The organism is Achromobacter spanius, from assembly GCF_002966795.1.
In the GTDB taxonomy this organism is placed as follows: Bacteria; Pseudomonadota; Gammaproteobacteria; order Burkholderiales; family Burkholderiaceae_B; genus Achromobacter; species Achromobacter spanius_D.
This window is the reverse complement of record NZ_CP023270.1, coordinates 3,474,897-3,490,011: the sequence shown is the minus strand read 5'-3', so window position 1 is coordinate 3,490,011 and position 15,115 is coordinate 3,474,897. Positions and strand designations below refer to the sequence as shown.

The window sequence follows — 15,115 nt, the reverse complement described above, 5'->3', positions numbered from 1 at the left end:
AAAAGGTTATCACTTCGCAGGATCGGTTTTGCACGGCATGATGCCGGAATCGTGGCGAGAGCGAGGGCGGGATGGACAAGGTTGAAGGTTCGGCGGGCACTGTGGCGCAGGGTCATTGGGGCGCGGTGCTGGCCATCGTGGGCGCGGGCGTCGTGGCGGCGCTGCAAGTGGGCAAGGTCATCATCGCCGCGCCGTTGCTGCGCAAGGACATGGGGCTGGACCTCGCGTCCATCGGCACGCTGACGGCGGTGTTTTCGATTTTGGGCATGGTGGGCGGCATCGCGGCGGGCGGGGTGATCGCGCGCTTTGGCGCCCGGCGCATGCTGATCCTGGGATTGGCCGCGACGGCTGCGGGCACCGCGGCCGGTGCGCTGGCGCCCGGGTATGGCGTGCTGCTCGGCTCGCGGGTGATCGAGGGACTGGGTTTCCTGATGATCACGGTGGCGGGTCCCGCCGCGCTGCAGCGCATCGTCACCGGCGGCAGGCGCGATTTCGCCTTCGCGCTCTGGAGCTGCTACATGCCGGCCGGGATGGCGATCGCGATGCTCGCCTCGCAGGCGTTCGACGATTGGCACGCCTATTGGTGGTGCGCCGGCATCGCCGCGGGCGTGGCGCTTGCCAGCATCGTCGTCCTGGCGCCACCCACACCTGGCGGCGCCGCCCTGTCGTGGCAGGGGCTGCGCCAGGACACCGTCGACACCATGGGCGCCGCCGGACCGATGCTGCTGGCGCTGTCGTTCACCCTCTACAGTCTGATGTTCTTCGCGCTGTTCACGTTCCTGCCGGTACTGCTCATGGAGCAACTGGGGCTGACGCTTGCGGCGGCCGGGTTGTACAGCGCCATCGCCAGCGCCGCCAACGTGGTGGGCAATCTGGGCGCGGGGGTGCTGCTTGCGCGCGGGTGGCGGCGGTCCACGCTGATCGCCTGCGCCAGCGCGGTGATGGCGGCCGTGTCGCTACTGATCTTCGGCTCGGCGCTGCCCGCCATGACCACCTTTCTGCTGTGCGTGCTGTTCTCGGCCGTCGGCGGCCTGATCCCGGCCACGCTGCTTGGCACCGCGCCGCTGGTGGCCCCGCGCCCGGCGCTGACCGCGGCGTCGGTGGGGCTGGTCATGCAGGGCAGCAACCTTGGCCAGGTCATCGGGCCGGTGGCGGTGGGCGGCGCCATCGACCGCTTCGGCTGGACCTCCGCGTCGTTCATCGTGGCGGCGGCGGGACTGGCGGGCGTCCTCGTCGCCTGGCGGCTGCGGCGGGTCGAGGGCACGAATCCTTGACAAGGCCCAGAAGCCCGCGCGCGCATGGCGCCGTCGGTCACCCGGCGTCGGTCATCAGGCGGGAACGGCGCGGTAACCGCGCTGGCCTATTATGGTGCGGACAAACACGTTGGAGGTTACATGCACACGTCCGCCCCGCGCCTGGTCATTTTTGACTGCGACGGCGTCCTGATCGATAGCGAAATCATCGCTGCGCGCGCCCAATCCAGCGCCCTGGCCGAACACGGCATTGCGATCACGCCCGAAGAGGCCGCGCTACGTTTCGCCGGCATTCCCGATGCGGACATGTGGCGCACGCTGCAGGCAGAGCATGCCTGCTCGTTGCCCGATGAGTTCGCGCGCCAATATGCCGACCGGCTGGAACGCACGTTCCGCACCGAGCTGCGCCCCTTGCCGCACGTGCACGAGACGCTGAAGGTATTGAAGGAACGTGGGCTGGACCTGTGCGTCGCGTCCAGCAGCATGCCGGCCAAGCTGGAGGCCGCGCTCAAGATGGTGGGTCTGTGGGAGACGTTTGCGCCCCATGTGTTCAGCACGGCGCAGGTGGCCAAGGGTAAGCCGGCGCCGGACGTCTTTCTGTATGCGGCGCGGCAGATGCGGGCCGCGGTGCTGGATTGCGTCGTGGTCGAGGACAGCGTGCCGGGTGTGCGTGCCGCGCGTGCGGCGCGCATGCGGGCGGTGGGATTCGTGGGCGCCTCGCACAACGGACCGCAGCAGCGGCAGCGGTTGCTGGACGAGGGCGCCTTTGAAGTGATCGACGATCTGCGGCGGCTGCCGGAGATCATCTGAAGCGCATTGCGCTTACGCCGTTGCGGGCATCTCGCCGTGCAGCAGGTAGTCCATCAGTTCGCGCACGGAACGCATGGCATTGCCGAACGGCAGTTTGGATGCGCCGCGGAAGAACAGACCGCGGCTGACTTCGCCGCGCATGGCGGCCGCAAGTTTCAAGTCGATGCAGAATTGGCCGAACTTGGCGATGCCGTCGCGCAGGCCGCATTGCGTCAGGCAGTCCATGCGCTGGCTGCAGCGGCGCGGATCGGCGCGGGTGTTGGCCTGCAGCGTGCCTTCCTGGCGCAGGTAGCGCGTCAGCCACGGAGTGTTGACCGCACGTGCCGGCAGACCGGCCACGCTGGTGAATTCCGCCAGTTCGGCGGGGTCGGCGTCGATCAGGACGCGCTTGAAGTTTTCGTGGGCGTCGCCTTCGTGGGTGACGGCGAACGCGGTGCCGACCTGCACGCCATCGGCGCCGTTGCTGAGCCAGTGGCGGACCTGATCGTGGCTGCCGACGCCGCCTGCGACGATCAGGCGGGGGGCGTCGCGGCCCAGTTGCAGTTCAGTGAAAAGGGCGTGGCAATCGGCCAGCACCTTTTTGAAGTCGAAGCGTTCGCTGTGCAGGTCGTCGAGTCGCGCCGCGCCCAGGTGGCCGCCCGCGTAACCGGGGTGTTCAATGACGACGGCGTCGGCCAGTCGTCCCTTTTTCATCCATTTCTTCAGCACGGCAGCAACACCGCGGGCCTCGGAAAGAATCGGCACGAGCGCCACTTTGGGGAAGTCCGCCGTCATTTCAGGCAGGTCGAGCGGCAGGCCCGCACCCATGACGATGGCCTCGGCGCCGCTTTCGCAGGCCTGGCGCACCAGCGCGGGATGGTCGCGCACGGCCTTCATGACGTTTACCGCCACCAGGCCGCGGCCCTGCGCGGTGTCGAGCGCTGCGCGCACTTCGCGATGCAGGGCTTCACGGTTGGCGGTGTCGATCGTGTCGCGGTCGTTGCATTTTTCGGTTCTTTCCACGAGATCGGCGTGGTGATGGCGCAAATCGACGCTGGCAATGGTGCCCACGGCGTTCTGGCTGGCAACCGCGCCGGCCAGGCGATGGGCGGATACGCCAACGCCCATGCCGCCCTGCACGATGGGCAGCAACTCGCGTCCGGCGAGGGTGAGTGATTTGAACCACGTCATGATATGAGTCTTTCCTCTGGTCAAGAGAGCAGAGGCTAGAGCAAGGTGGTGACCGCCGCCTTGCGAAGAATCAAGTCGCGCGGCAATGGGCGGGGGCAACAAGGCCCCGCCCATCCGTCACGCTTTAGGTAGCCAGCTTGATGATCGCCGGCACGGACAGCACGGCGGTGTAGTAGCCCATGAACTGCACGCCGGTATTGAAGCCGAACAGGCGCGACAGCAGGCCGCCGATGAGGCCCATGGTCAGGATGACGAGCAGGCCCAGGAATTGGCCTTCCCAGACGCTGATCACGATGATCAGGCCGACAAACGTGGCAATGATGGCTTCGTGACTGACGCGGCGCGACACGAACAGCGCGGCGCGGCGCGCGAAGTTCATGGCGAAAGGGTACGACACCACCGCCGCCAGCAGCACCGCCAGCATGCCGTAACCCAGGAATTCCCAGTGGTTCAGCAGATTGTGCAGGTTGTGCGTCTGGCCTGTTGCCGCATCCACCGTGAAGCGGGGCGGCGCGTTAAAGAGCGGCGCGGCCGGTCCGGCCGCCACGGGGCTCAGCGGCAGGCCGAAGGCGATCAGCGGAATCAGCGCCTCGGCAATATAGGTGGCCTCGGTCACGCCGTTGCGCGCGCTGAGCACCGTCGTCAGCCGGTGATAGGCGTGCTTGACGCGCGAGCCCACCAGTTCGCCCAGCACGACGGTCATGGCAACCGGGCTGAACACGAAGGTGGCGCTGGACACGGCCGCCGTGGCAAGCGTCCAGCGCGTCTGCACCCGGTCCATGACCTTGAGCGGGTTCGGAAAGTAGCCCGACCAGCCCTTCACGTCAGGCGCCAGCGAGAACGTGCGGACCTTGTCGCGCATCATCTTGCCGCGGCCTTGGGGCGAGAGCACGGTGAACAGGTCGGCGATCAGCGGGCCGATGGCGATGCCCAGGAAGTAGCTGATACTGAGCTTCACGCCGTACTTGGCCGTCAGGCTTTGCAGCGCAATGATGACCATGACGAACGGCACCAGGAGCGCCACGGCCGCCCAGCGACCTGCCGAAAAATACGCGATCAGCAATGCGGCCGCCAGGAAGATCCAGGGGGCGGATTTGGTGATGGCGGCGCCGAACGGAGCCAGCAGCACGGCGAACAGCACCGCCAGCGGCACGGCGACGAAGGCGGCGACGATGGCGCCGGACACCATCTTGCGCAGCGCAATGTGCGGCACGCCCAGCTTGCGCAGCATGTTCGCGTCCTGCAGCAGCGGTGTAGCCAGCGTGTCGCCCGGGATGCCCAGCAGCGCAGTCGGCACGGCGTGCGTCATGTGCTTGGCCACCGCACCCGCCAGAAAGAACGTGAAGACACCGGCGGGCGGCACGCCCAGCAGTACAACCAGCAGCGTCAGCGGCGCGAGCGTCGTGGTTTCGTCGGTGCCGGACACCAGGCCGATCGCCGCAAACACGACCGCGCCCAGCAGGCCCATGCCGGCGGCCACCATGATTTGTTCAAGCAGTTCGGGGCTCATGCCAGCGCCTCCTTGGCGGCGCCGCGCCGGGGTTCGGCGGCAGCGGAAGAGGCGGGGGCGGGCGCCGCGGGCTGCGCGAACAGGTCGTACAGGTCCAGTTCCTTCAGCTCGCGCACCACGGCGTCGGGCAGGTCCGCCAACGTGCCCAGGCCACCGGGCTGCTCGGCCAGCTCGGCCAGCACCTCGGCGCGCCAGGCCGGATCGTGCGTGGCGCTGTGCTCGACGACCTCGCGTTTGGGCGGGAACAGGCGGGCGCAGATCACGCCGGCCAGCACGCAGCCGGCCAGCCCGGCCAGCATGGCGTAGGCGTGCGCAAGCTCGGGTGATGCCACCACGCCGCGCAGCCAGCGGCTGGCGGCAAAGAAGCCGGCCACGCTGACCGTGATGCCGATACCGATGGCCCAGGCCAGATGCCTGAGATCCACGGTGTCGCTCCAGACTTCAGCCAGGCGCGTGGACGGCGCCTGAGGGCTTTGTTTCATGTCTCTCTCCTGTGTTTATCGGACGGCGCGCGGGGTGACCGGCGCCGCCTCGGGTACTGGCCGTGCGGGTTATCGGGACGCGCGCAGTTCCTCCAGCAAGGCCAGCGCGCGGTCGGTGCGGACGTCCTTCTCCGCGGCCATGCGCTTGGCGACCTCGTCGATTTCCGCGCCCGTGGCGCCGGCCACCAGCGCGATGTTGCGGGCGTGCAGCGCCATGTGGCCGCGCTGGATGCCTTCGGTGGCCAACGCCCGCAGCGCGCCCAGATTCTGCGCCAGGCCGACAGCCACGGCGACTTCGCCCAGCTCCTGCGCCGAACGCACGTCCATGATCTTGAGCGCAAGCCGCGCCAGCGGATGGGTCTTGGTGGCGCCGCCGACCAGGCCTACGGGCATGGGCATTTCGATGGAGCCGACCAGCGCGCCCGACGTGTCCTTTTCCCAATGGGTCAGCGACGTGTAGCGGCCCGATCGGGCGGCGTAGGCGTGCGCGCCGGCCTCGACCGCGCGCCAGTCATTGCCGGTGGCCACGATGACCGGATCGATGCCGTTCATGATGCCCTTGTTGTGCGTCGCGGCGCGGTACGGGTCGATGGCGGCAAACGTGTACGCATCCAGCACGCCTTCGATGATCTCGGCGCCGCTGCGCTCCTTGGTGTCCAGCGTCTGCGGCGTCAGGCGCACGCGGGCGCGGGCCAGCCGCAGGTCGGCGAGGTTGGACAGGATGCGCAGGCGGACCGAGCCGCCGACGATCTCCTCGACCAGCGGAGCCACGGCTTCGGCCATGGTGTTGACGGTGTTGGCGCCCATGGCGTCGCGCACGTCGACAATCAGGTGCATGACGATCATCGGGCCGCGCGGCGTATCCGGGAACACGTGGACCTCGATGTCCTGGCAGCCGCCGCCCAGTTCGATCAGCACCTTGTCGCGGCTGTTGGCCAGCGTCAGGATGCGGTCGCGTTCGCGCAGCAGGGCAAGGCGCGCGCCATGCGGGTCGGTCAGGCCCAGAACCTGGACCTGCGCGCGCATGAGGGGGCGGGTGCTGGACGTCTCGAAGCCGCCGCCTTCGCGCGCCAGCTTGGCCATGAACGAGGCGGCGGCCACCACGGACGGTTCCTCGACGGCCATCGGCACGAGCACGTCGCGCCCGTTGACCTGGAAGTTGCCCGCCACGCCCAGCGGCAGCTCGAACGTCCCCAGGACGTTTTCGATCATGCCGTCGGCGCGGGCAAGACTCAGCGCGCCGGGCTCGGCCAGCAGCTGGCGCTCTTCGGCGGTGAGCGAGGCGGCGTCGGCAATGAAGGCCAGGCGTTGGGCGGGGGTGAGGGCCCGGAAGTTGGGCAGGCGTGAATCGGCCACGATGGCGTGTCTCCGTATAAGAATCGAGTGGCCAGATTCTAGGTAAACTGTACCGCTATTCAGAGGTACAGTTTGGGCAAACAGTACCATCGCACTGCACCAATTTTGGCAACGACAAGACGGGGATCGCAACGTGGAAGACGCCAATCCGCCGGGCAGGCCGCAGCGCGCGGCGCCCATTGCCGAGAGCCTGGCCAACCTGATCGGCCAGCAGATCGCCGACGGCGTCTATCACGCGGGTGACAAGCTGCCGTCCTTGCGCGAGCTGGCGCAATTGCATCGCTATGCCAAGAACACGGTGGTGGTGGCCTTTGAAATGCTGGTGGCGCGCGGGCTGGTCGAACCCCGGCGCGGCTCGGGCTTTTATGTGCTGGACGTCGATCACGCGCGCCCGGTCGCGGACGAAGAACCGGGGCAGTTGAGCCGGGCGATGGACATCGTGTGGCTGATGCGTGAACAGCTCAAGACCCAGCCCGATGCAGTCGCCGTGGGCGACGGCTTTCCGCCGGTGGAGTGGCTGGCCGACATGCGCATGGACCGCTATCACCAGAAGGTGGTGCGCACGGGACTGGGCGCGCTGTTTCGTTACGGCAGCCGCTTCGGCTATGCGCCGCTGCGCGAAAGCCTGGTCCGCAAGCTGGGCGACGTGGGCATCAACACCGCGCCGTCGCAACTGGTGCTGACGCATGGCGCCAACGAGGCGATGGACCTGGTGATCCGCTACTTCCTGCCACCGGGCTCGACGGTGCTGGTGGACAACCCCGGCTACTACCCGCTCTTTGGCAAGCTGAAGCTCGCGGGGGTGCGGATGCTGGGCGTGCCGCGCCTGCCTGACGGGCCGGACGTCGTCGCGCTGGAAGCGTTGCTGCAGCGCGAAAAGCCGCGGCTCTTTTTCACGCAGTCGATCGCACATAATCCCACCGGCTCGGATATGTCGCCGGCCAAAGCCTACAAGATCCTGCAACTGTCGGAGCGCTACAACCTGATGGTGGTCGAGAACGACCCGCTGGCGGACTTCAAGCCCACGTCGTCAGTCCGGCTGTCGGCGCTGGATCAGCTTGAGCGCACCATCTATATCGGCAGCTTCTCGAAGTCTTTCTCGGCGGCGTTGCGCGTGGGTTTCATTGCCTGCAACGCCGCGCTGGCGAGCGACCTGGCCGATCTGAAGGCGCTGGTGCATGTCAGCAGCTCAGAGTATTGCGAGCGCATGGTGGACGTGATGCTGCGCGAAGGCCATTACGAGCGGCATCTGGTGCGCTTGCGCCAGCGGCTGGAGGCCGCTACCGGACAGGCATTGCAGGTGCTGGATTCGCTGGGCGCGCAGGTGTTCGCGCGTCCGACCAGTTCGCTGTACCTGTGGTCCGCGTTTCCTGGCGTAGCCGATTCGCTGACGCTGGCCGCGGCGCTGATGCCCGAGAAGGTCATCATGGCGCCGGGTCGCGTGTTCAGCGTGGATCCCACGGCGGTGTCGCCGTGGTCCCGCTGCAATGTGGGCGCCGTGGTGTCGCCGCGGTTCCACGCCACCCTGGCTGCGCATCTGGATCAGCGGTAGGTGAATTCCTGAAAAGCCTGCCGCAGCTCGGCCTGCGCCTGGTTGCTGAGGGCCCGCGCGACCGGCGCGCCTGGGGCGGCGCGCGCGGCCTGCACCGCAAAGCGGCGCACGCCGCGTCTGGCCAGTTCCCGCGCCAGTGCCATCAACCGCGATTCGTCCAGCCAGTCGGGATGCCAGGTGATGCGGCATTCGAAATCCAGCCCGGCGGACAGCAACTGCGTCAGGCACGCGAGCGCCGGACGCTGGGAATCGCGCCGGCCCGTGATGTCGTCATAACCCTTGGCATCTGCCTTGATGTCCATGCCCACCCAGTCCAGATGGCGCAGCACGTCGGCCAGCCGTAGCGGGTAGATGCCTGCAGTGTGCAGGCCCACGCGGTATCCCATGCGCTTGATGTCGCGGATCATGGCGGGCAGGCGCGGTTCGCTCAGCGGCTCGCCGCCGGAAAACACGACGGCATCCAGAAGACCCTTGCGGGTTTCGAGAAAGGCGCGGACTTCGCGCCAGTCATAGCGGGCGGCGCGCGTTTGCAGCTCGGTATTGTGGCAATAGTGGCAGCGCCACGGGCAGCCCGAAATGAAGACCACCGCCGCCAACTGGCCGGGCCAGTCGACGGTGGAAAAAGGCACCAGCCCGCCCACGGCGGGCGAGTGCCGGGGCAGGGGCTGGATGACCGGCTGCGGCGGTGCGGCATAGGCCGGCCGATCCGTCAGCAGGCGAATGGCCTGGGCGGCGGGCCGGCCGGCGCCGCCGGCCTGCGAGTTGCCCTGAAGCGATCCGCCTTCAGGCACTGCGTTCGACGAAGAAGCGGCGCTCATTGAATTCGCCCTGTTTGCCGGTGTTGAAGGAAGAGACCGGGCGGTGGTAGCCCATCACCCGGGTCCAGACTTCGCAACGCACGCGCTGGCTGTCGTCCAGTTGGACGGCGGGAGCGGACGTGGCGACGGGAGCGATCAAGGTTTGCATAGGTTTTCCTCGGAGAGTGATGCCGGACGCTTGCCCGGCGGGTGAAGGGCGGCGCGCGCCGGAAGGTTGCGCGCCACCCCGGATCCCGGCAGCGCTACGCCGGGGTGCAGCAAGCCGATTGCTTGGCCAGCAGTTCCGCGTCGCACTTGGGGCAGAACTCGTGGTGCCCGGCCAGGTAGCCGTGATTCGGGCAGATGGAGAACGTGGGCGTGACCGTGATGTACGGCAGGCGGAAGTTGCTGAGCGCGCGGCGCACGAGCTGCTTGCAGGCCTCGGCCGTTGAGACGGCTTCGTTCATGTACAGGTGCAGCACCGTGCCGCCGGTGTACTTGCTTTGCAGCGTTTCCTGCAGTTGCAGCGCGTGGAAGGGATCGTCCGTGTAGCCCACCGGCAACTGGCTGGAGTTGGTGTAGTAGGGCTGGGCGTCCGTGCCCGCTTGCAGGATGCCGGGATAGCGCTTGCGGTCTTCGCGGGCGAACCGGTAGGTCGTGCCTTCGGCCGGCGTGGCCTCCAGGTTGTAGAGGTGGCCGGTTTCTTCCTGGAATTCGGTCATGCGCTGGCGCACGCGGTCCAGGAGGCGCACGGCAAACGCATGGCCGGCGGGCGTGGTCACGTCGTCGGCGTCGTCCGTGAAGTTGCGGATCATCTCGTTGATGCCGTTCACGCCCAGCGTGCTGAAGTGATTGCGCAGCGTGCCCAGGTAACGGCGGGTGTAGGGGTAGAGGCCCTGGTCGATGTAGCGCTGCACGACCTTGCGCTTGGTTTCCAGCACGTCGCGGCCCAGTGCCAGCAGGTGGTCCAGGCGCGCCATCAGCCGCTCCTCGTCGCCACGGCAGGTATGGCCCAGCCGGGCGCAGTTGACGGTCACCACGCCGACCGAGCCGGTCTGCTCGGCCGAACCGAACAGGCCGTTGCCGCGCTTCAGGAGTTCGCGCAAATCGAGCTGCAGGCGGCAGCACATGGAGCGCACCATGTGCGGCTCCAGGTCCGAGTTCAGGAAGTTCTGGAAGTACGGCAAGCCGTAGCGCGCCGTCATTTCAAAGAGGCGCTCGGTGTTGGGGTGGTCCCAGTCGAAATCGGGCGTGATGTTGTAGGTGGGAATGGGGAACGTGAACACGCGGCCCTTCGCGTCGCCGGCCATCATGACCTCGATGTACGCGCGGTTGATCATGTCCATCTCGGCTTGCAGGTCGCCGTAGGAAAACGGCATTTCCTCGCCGCCCACGTACGGGATCTGGTCCTTCAGGTCGGCCGGGCAGGTCCAGTCGAACGTGAGGTTGGTGAAGGGCGTCTGTGTGCCCCAGCGGCTGGGCACGTTCAGGTTGAAGATGAGTTCCTGGATGGATTGCTTGACGTCCGCGTAGGTCATTGCGTCGCGGCGGATGAAGGGCGCCATGTAGGTGTCGAACGAACTGAAGGCCTGCGCGCCCGCCCACTCGTTCTGCAGCGTGCCCAGGAAGTTGACGATCTGGCCGATGGCGGCGGACATGTGCTTCGGGGGCGTGGATTCCACCTTGCCGGGGATGCCGTTGAAGCCTTCGGTCAGCAACTGGCGCAGCGACCAGCCGGCGCAGTAGCCGCTGAGCATGTCCAGATCGTGGATGTGGATGTCGCCTTCGCGGTGGGCCTGGCCGGCTTCCGGCGTGAAAACGTTGGAGAGCCAGTAGTTGGCGGTGACCTTGCCGGCGACGTTCAGGATCAGGCCGCCCAGGCTGTAGCCCTGGTTGGCGTTGGCGTTGACGCGCCAATCGCGTTGTTCCAGATACTCTTCCATGGCGCTTTCGACGTCGACCAGCGTGTGGCGCAGCGAACGCAGGCGGGCGTGCTGCTCGCGATGGACGATGTAGGCGCGCGCCGTGCGCCAGTGGCCGGCCTGGACCAGCACGTCTTCGACGCGGTTCTGGATGGTTTCGACGCCGGGGCACACATTGCCGTCCAGCTTTGCGATGACTGTGCCGGTCAGCGCGCGTGCGCCTTGCAGGTCCAACTCCCCGGTGCTTTGGCCCGCCGCCGCCATGGCTTGCGCGATCTTCTCGCTATCGAATGGAACGACGCGGCCGTCGCGCTTGAGGATGTGTTGGATGTCCATGTTGGCACCATATGTAGTGGAGTTCGCAAACTCTACCACCACATATGGTGCTGAAACCGCGCCGTTTTGGCCGGATATGGATGCCGGTTGACCCGCATCAAATGGCCGAAAACCGGCGTGAAATTGCGCAATGCGGCGATCGGTCGCACCCGAGCCCGGCGCCGGCCGCGCACCCGGCGCCCGCGGCCGGGCCCGGCCGGATCAGAAGCCGAGGCTCACGCCCAACAGGGAAATCGCAACCGCCACCGCTGCCGTGCCCGCCGCAGGACGCGGGGCCCAGGACAGCAGGCCGAACCACAGCAGCGCACCGGCGGACAGCCAGCCCAGCCAGACCGCCATGCCCAGCACATCGCCCCACAGGCCGACGCAGGGAAGGATCGCCAGGCCCATCAGCAGGACTCCGGCGCCGCGAAGCACGCGCGTGTGGCCGGCGTGCGGATCGCGTGTCCAGACCTGGTGATAGTGGCGGGGGGTGGCGAGGGCCAGGCAGGCCATGCCGGCGTAGGTCAGCAGCAGGGCCATCGCGATGGCGCAGAGGTCATTCATCGTCATACGGCTGCGCTTCTTGCGCGGGTCGCTGTGCCTGCCGGGGGGCGCGACGCCCTTGCGCTGTTGTGGGTAATGCCCCCGATTCTACGGGAATACGCAAGGCGTCCGGCGCGCGGGGCTTTGTATTTTCTGCACGGCGCTGGAGCCGCCCGCCCGGCGAGGGCGCCAGACGCCTGACCCGGAACCGCAGCCTCGGCATCAGGAACGCGATTTGCTGTGAACGCGCCTCCATCGGAAACGATTGCCGCCGTGCGCATCGTTGATGACCTACGACAAGGAGCCCAACCATGAAACGCAAAGCCGGAAACGCCCGCCAGATCAAGGAGCTGCTTTACCAGGCGCTGGAAACCGAGATCGGCGGCCTTGCCATTTACGAGACCGCGGTCAGCTGTGCCATCAACGAAGACCTGAAGAAGGAATGGCTGGGCTACCTGGAAGAGACCCGCACCCATCGCCGCGTGCTGCTGACGGTGTTCGAACAGTTGAAGCTCGATCCGCAGGCCAAGTCGCCGGGCCGTGACGTGGTGCGGCACCTGGGCGAATCGCTGGTGCGGGCAATGAAGATGGCCATCAATGCCGGCGACCCGGACGCGGCCCAGCTGGTGGCGACCGAATGCGTGGTGCTGGCCGAGACCAAGGACCACGCCAACTGGTCGCTAATCGGGCTGATTGCCGAGCAGCAGTCGGGCGAGGAAGCCAAGATTCTGAAGCAGGCCTACGACGCCGTGGCCACCGACGAAGACCATCACCTTTATCACACGCAGGGCTGGTCGCGGGAGTTGTGGATCGAATCGCTGGGTTTCCCGGCCGTGCTGCCGCCGCCCGAAGAGGTAAAGAAAGTGGAAACCGCCATCGGTGCGTCCCGCGCCGAGCAGGCACGCGACACGATGCTGACGCATTAAGGAGAAAGAACCATGGCAAGCAAGAAGCCAGCAAAGGCCGGCTCGGGCGGCGCGCTCGACACCGCCTACATGAATACCGACAGCGGTCCGGCCAACGGACCGGCCGGCAAGCCCTCGCATCCCGCGCTGCAACGCGCGGCCGCGGTGGGCGCCACGACGGGCGCCTTCCCCCATAACGCCAACAAGGAAGCAGAGTACGGCGAGCAGGCCGCGCGCTGTCCCTTCGCGGGCGCGCACGTGGGCACGGTGGATCCCGCCGTCGGCGCGAGTTCGCTGTCCGAGAAGGAAGTCTCGGACAAGACGGGCGACGCCGCCACGCCTGGCGTGAACCAGGTCGACGGCACACTGCCGCGCGTGCGGGCGGACGGCGGCGGCCAGGAGCTCACCACCAACCAGGGCGTGCGCGTCAGCGACAACCAGCATTCGCTGAAGGCGGGGCTGCGCGGGCCGGCGCTGCTGAAGGACTTCATCCTTCGCGAGAAGATCACGCACTTCGACCATGAGCGCATCCCCGAACGCATCGTGCACGCGCGCGGCTCGGCGGCCCACGGGTATTTCGAGTGCTACAAGCCGCTGACCGACCTGACCGCGGCCTCGCTGTTCGCCGAGGCCGGCAAGCGCACCCCGGTCTTCGTGCGCTTTTCGACCGTGGCCGGCGAGCGCGGGTCCAAGGACACGGCGCGCGACGTGCGCGGCTTTGCCGTGAAGTTCTACACGGACGAGGGCAACTGGGACCTGGTGGGCAACAACATGCCGGTGTTCTTCATCCAGGACGCGATGAAATTTCCCGACCTGGTCCACGCCGTCAAACCCGAACCGCACCATGGCATGCCGCAGGCCGCGTCCGCGCACGACACCTTCTGGGACTTCGTGTCGCTCATGCCCGAGTCCACGCACATGCTGATGTGGGCGATGTCCGACCGTGGGATTCCGCGCAGCTACCGGATGATGCAGGGCTTTGGCGTGCATACGTTCCGCTTCGTCAACGCGCAGGGCGAATCGCGGCTGGTGAAATTTCATTGGAATCCGATCCTGGGGACGCATTCGCAGGTGTGGAACGAGGCGGTCAAGGTCTCGGGCGCGGACCCGGACTATCACCGCCGCGACCTGTGGGAAGCGATCGACGCGGGTCATGGTCCCGAATGGGAACTGGGCGTGCAGGTCTTCACCGACGATCAGGCGGATGGCTTCAGCTTCGATGTGCTGGACGCCACCAAGATCGTGCCCGAGGAACTGGTGCCGGTCGTGCCGATTGGCCGCATGGTGCTGGACCGTAACCCCGACAACTTCTTTGCCGAGACCGAGCAGGTGGCGTTCTGCGCCGCGCACGTGGTGCCCGGCGTGGACTTCACCAATGACCCTTTGCTGGCGGGCCGCATCCATTCCTACGTCGACACGCAGATCTCGCGCCTGGGGGGGCCGAACTTCCACGAGATTCCCATCAACTCGCCGCTGGCGCCGGTGCACAACAACCAGCGCGACGGCATGCACCGGCAGACCATTCATCGCGGCCGGGTGGCCTATGAGCCCAATTCCCTGGCCGGCGGCTGTCCGTTCCAGGCGGGCATGGACGGCTTCGTGTCGTTCCCGGAGCCGGTGACGAGCGATGAGCTGCGCGGGCATCCCGAGAAGTTTGCCGAGCACTACAACCAGGCCACGCTGTTCTACGACAGCCAGACCGCCTGGGAGCGCAAGCACATCGTCGACGCCTTTGCGTTCGAGCTCAGCAAGGTGACGGTGCCGCAGATCCGCCAGCGCATGGTGGCGTCCCTGCGCAACGTGTCGGACGAGCTGGCGCAAGGGGTGGCCGATCAGCTTGGCATGGCGCTGCCGGACCCGCTGCCGCGCGCCACGAAGAATCCGCCCAAGCCCGAGGTGCAGGTGTCGCCATCGCTATCGCTGACGGCGCGGCCGGGCGATGGCAGCGTGGCCACGCGCAAGGTTGCGATCCTGGCGGCCGACGGAGTCGACGGCAAGACCGTGTCCGCCGTGGCTGACGCGCTGATTCAGGCGGGCGCCGTCGTGCGGCTGGTGGGTCAGCGCATCGGTCCCGTCCAGACCGCCGAGGGCAGCGCGTTCGATGCGGATGCGTCGCTGGACAATCATCCGTCCGGGGTGTTCGACGGGGCGGTGGTGGCGGGTGGCGCTGACGCCGCGGCACTCCTTGCGGCCGACGGACGGGCGCTGGAATTCCTGCGCGATGCCTACCGGCATGGCAAGACGCTGATGGGCATCGGCGATGGCGTGCAGGTGTACGCCGCGGCGGGCATCGATCCGGATGCAAACGACGGCGGCCTGCTGCTGGGCGGGGAAGATCCGAAGGCGTTCATCGCGGCGCTGGGCAAACACCGCCATCCGGAGCGGGAGACGACGCCGCCCAAGGTATGAGGGGCGCGCCCGCACGGGTAAGAACGGACCATTGACACCCGCGGGGCGGCTGCGAATACTGAGCCGGCAGGTCGGGCGAGCGCAATCG

Annotated in this window: 13 protein-coding genes; 5 read left to right on the top strand and 8 right to left on the bottom strand. The window is 67.3% G+C overall.

The genetic code is table 11. The features are described from left to right. Positions 1-71 precede the first annotated feature (71 nt). Together CLM73_RS15635 and CLM73_RS15630 are read left to right on the top strand one after the other, a co-directional pair. On the top strand, positions 72-1,274 hold the full coding sequence (locus tag CLM73_RS15635) for a CynX/NimT family MFS transporter (protein ID WP_105239206.1): 1,203 nt from the start codon (positions 72-74) through the stop codon (positions 1,272-1,274). 120 nt (positions 1,275-1,394) lie between these two features. Next, positions 1,395-2,063: an HAD family hydrolase gene (locus CLM73_RS15630; protein WP_105239205.1), complete on the top strand. Its 669-nt coding sequence runs from the start codon at positions 1,395-1,397 to the stop codon at positions 2,061-2,063. 12 nt (positions 2,064-2,075) lie between these two features. Here CLM73_RS15630 and CLM73_RS15625 read toward each other — a convergent pair whose 3' ends face one another. The 4 genes from CLM73_RS15625 to CLM73_RS15610 all read right to left on the bottom strand — a co-directional run bounded on the left by CLM73_RS15625 (position 2,076) and on the right by CLM73_RS15610 (position 6,584). Beyond that, positions 2,076-3,233 carry an NAD(P)H-dependent flavin oxidoreductase gene (locus CLM73_RS15625; protein WP_105239204.1) on the bottom strand — a complete coding sequence of 386 codons (1,158 nt, stop codon included), beginning with the start codon at positions 3,231-3,233 and terminating at the stop codon, positions 2,076-2,078. 124 nt (positions 3,234-3,357) lie between these two features. Continuing rightward, positions 3,358-4,743, bottom strand: a complete 1,386-nt coding sequence (locus CLM73_RS15620; RefSeq protein WP_056561799.1) for a tripartite tricarboxylate transporter permease — start codon at positions 4,741-4,743, stop codon at positions 3,358-3,360. Next, on the bottom strand, positions 4,740-5,225 hold the full coding sequence (locus CLM73_RS15615; protein WP_105239203.1) for a hypothetical protein: 486 nt from the start codon (positions 5,223-5,225) through the stop codon (positions 4,740-4,742). The genes CLM73_RS15620 and CLM73_RS15615 overlap by 4 nt, the downstream gene beginning before the upstream one ends. A gap of 69 nt (positions 5,226-5,294) precedes the next feature. Then, positions 5,295-6,584, bottom strand: a complete 1,290-nt coding sequence (locus tag CLM73_RS15610; RefSeq protein ID WP_105241556.1) for a hydroxymethylglutaryl-CoA reductase, degradative — start codon at positions 6,582-6,584, stop codon at positions 5,295-5,297. 130 nt (positions 6,585-6,714) lie between these two features. Between CLM73_RS15610 and CLM73_RS15605 the strand changes: the two genes are divergently transcribed. After that, positions 6,715-8,133: a PLP-dependent aminotransferase family protein gene (locus tag CLM73_RS15605; RefSeq protein WP_105239202.1), complete on the top strand. Its 1,419-nt coding sequence runs from the start codon at positions 6,715-6,717 to the stop codon at positions 8,131-8,133. Here the strand turns inward: CLM73_RS15605 and CLM73_RS15600 are convergent. The 4 genes from CLM73_RS15600 to CLM73_RS15585 form a co-directional block, all read right to left on the bottom strand. Beyond that, complete coding sequence (locus CLM73_RS15600; protein WP_199778152.1) at positions 8,124-8,951, bottom strand: anaerobic ribonucleoside-triphosphate reductase activating protein; 828 nt, start codon at positions 8,949-8,951, stop codon at positions 8,124-8,126. The genes CLM73_RS15605 and CLM73_RS15600 overlap by 10 nt on opposite strands. Then, positions 8,917-9,099, bottom strand: coding sequence for an anaerobic ribonucleoside-triphosphate reductase (nrdD, locus tag CLM73_RS15595; RefSeq protein ID WP_105239201.1), 183 nt, complete (start codon positions 9,097-9,099; stop codon positions 8,917-8,919). Before nrdD ends, CLM73_RS15600 begins: the two co-directional genes overlap by 35 nt. 94 nt (positions 9,100-9,193) lie before the next feature. Beyond that, on the bottom strand, positions 9,194-11,188 hold the full coding sequence (locus CLM73_RS15590) for a ribonucleoside triphosphate reductase (RefSeq protein WP_105239200.1): 1,995 nt from the start codon (positions 11,186-11,188) through the stop codon (positions 9,194-9,196). 201 nt (positions 11,189-11,389) lie between these two features. After that, positions 11,390-11,740, bottom strand: a complete 351-nt coding sequence (locus CLM73_RS15585) for a DUF3325 domain-containing protein (protein ID WP_105239199.1) — start codon at positions 11,738-11,740, stop codon at positions 11,390-11,392. A 284-nt stretch (positions 11,741-12,024) separates the two neighbouring features. Here CLM73_RS15585 and CLM73_RS15580 point away from each other — a divergent pair, with 284 nt between their 5' ends. Together CLM73_RS15580 and CLM73_RS15575 are read left to right on the top strand one after the other, a co-directional pair. Further along, positions 12,025-12,639, top strand: a complete 615-nt coding sequence (locus CLM73_RS15580) for a hypothetical protein (protein WP_105239198.1) — start codon at positions 12,025-12,027, stop codon at positions 12,637-12,639. A 12-nt stretch (positions 12,640-12,651) separates the two neighbouring features. After that, entirely contained in the window at positions 12,652-15,027 is a 2,376-nt protein-coding gene (locus tag CLM73_RS15575) for a catalase (RefSeq protein ID WP_105239197.1), read from the top strand. Positions 15,028-15,115: the final 88 nt, after the last annotated feature.

Bases quoted from the DNA above. Each gene is read 5' to 3' on its own strand.
- nrdD (WP_105239201.1), bottom strand. From the start codon at position 9,099: ATGCAAACCTTGATCGCTCCCGTCGCCACGTCCGCTCCCGCCGTCCAA.
- CLM73_RS15625 (WP_105239204.1), bottom strand. From the start codon at position 3,233: ATGACGTGGTTCAAATCACTCACCCTCGCCGGACGCGAGTTGCTGCCC.
- CLM73_RS15615 (WP_105239203.1), bottom strand. From the start codon at position 5,225: ATGAAACAAAGCCCTCAGGCGCCGTCCACGCGCCTGGCTGAAGTCTGG.
- CLM73_RS15590 (WP_105239200.1), bottom strand. From the start codon at position 11,188: ATGGACATCCAACACATCCTCAAGCGCGACGGCCGCGTCGTTCCATTC.
- CLM73_RS15600 (WP_199778152.1), bottom strand. From the start codon at position 8,951: ATGAGCGCCGCTTCTTCGTCGAACGCAGTGCCTGAAGGCGGATCGCTT.
- CLM73_RS15635 (WP_105239206.1), top strand. From the start codon at position 72: ATGGACAAGGTTGAAGGTTCGGCGGGCACTGTGGCGCAGGGTCATTGG.
- CLM73_RS15575 (WP_105239197.1), top strand. From the start codon at position 12,652: ATGGCAAGCAAGAAGCCAGCAAAGGCCGGCTCGGGCGGCGCGCTCGAC.
- CLM73_RS15580 (WP_105239198.1), top strand. From the start codon at position 12,025: ATGAAACGCAAAGCCGGAAACGCCCGCCAGATCAAGGAGCTGCTTTAC.
- CLM73_RS15620 (WP_056561799.1), bottom strand. From the start codon at position 4,743: ATGAGCCCCGAACTGCTTGAACAAATCATGGTGGCCGCCGGCATGGGC.
- CLM73_RS15585 (WP_105239199.1), bottom strand. From the start codon at position 11,740: ATGACGATGAATGACCTCTGCGCCATCGCGATGGCCCTGCTGCTGACC.
- CLM73_RS15630 (WP_105239205.1), top strand. From the start codon at position 1,395: ATGCACACGTCCGCCCCGCGCCTGGTCATTTTTGACTGCGACGGCGTC.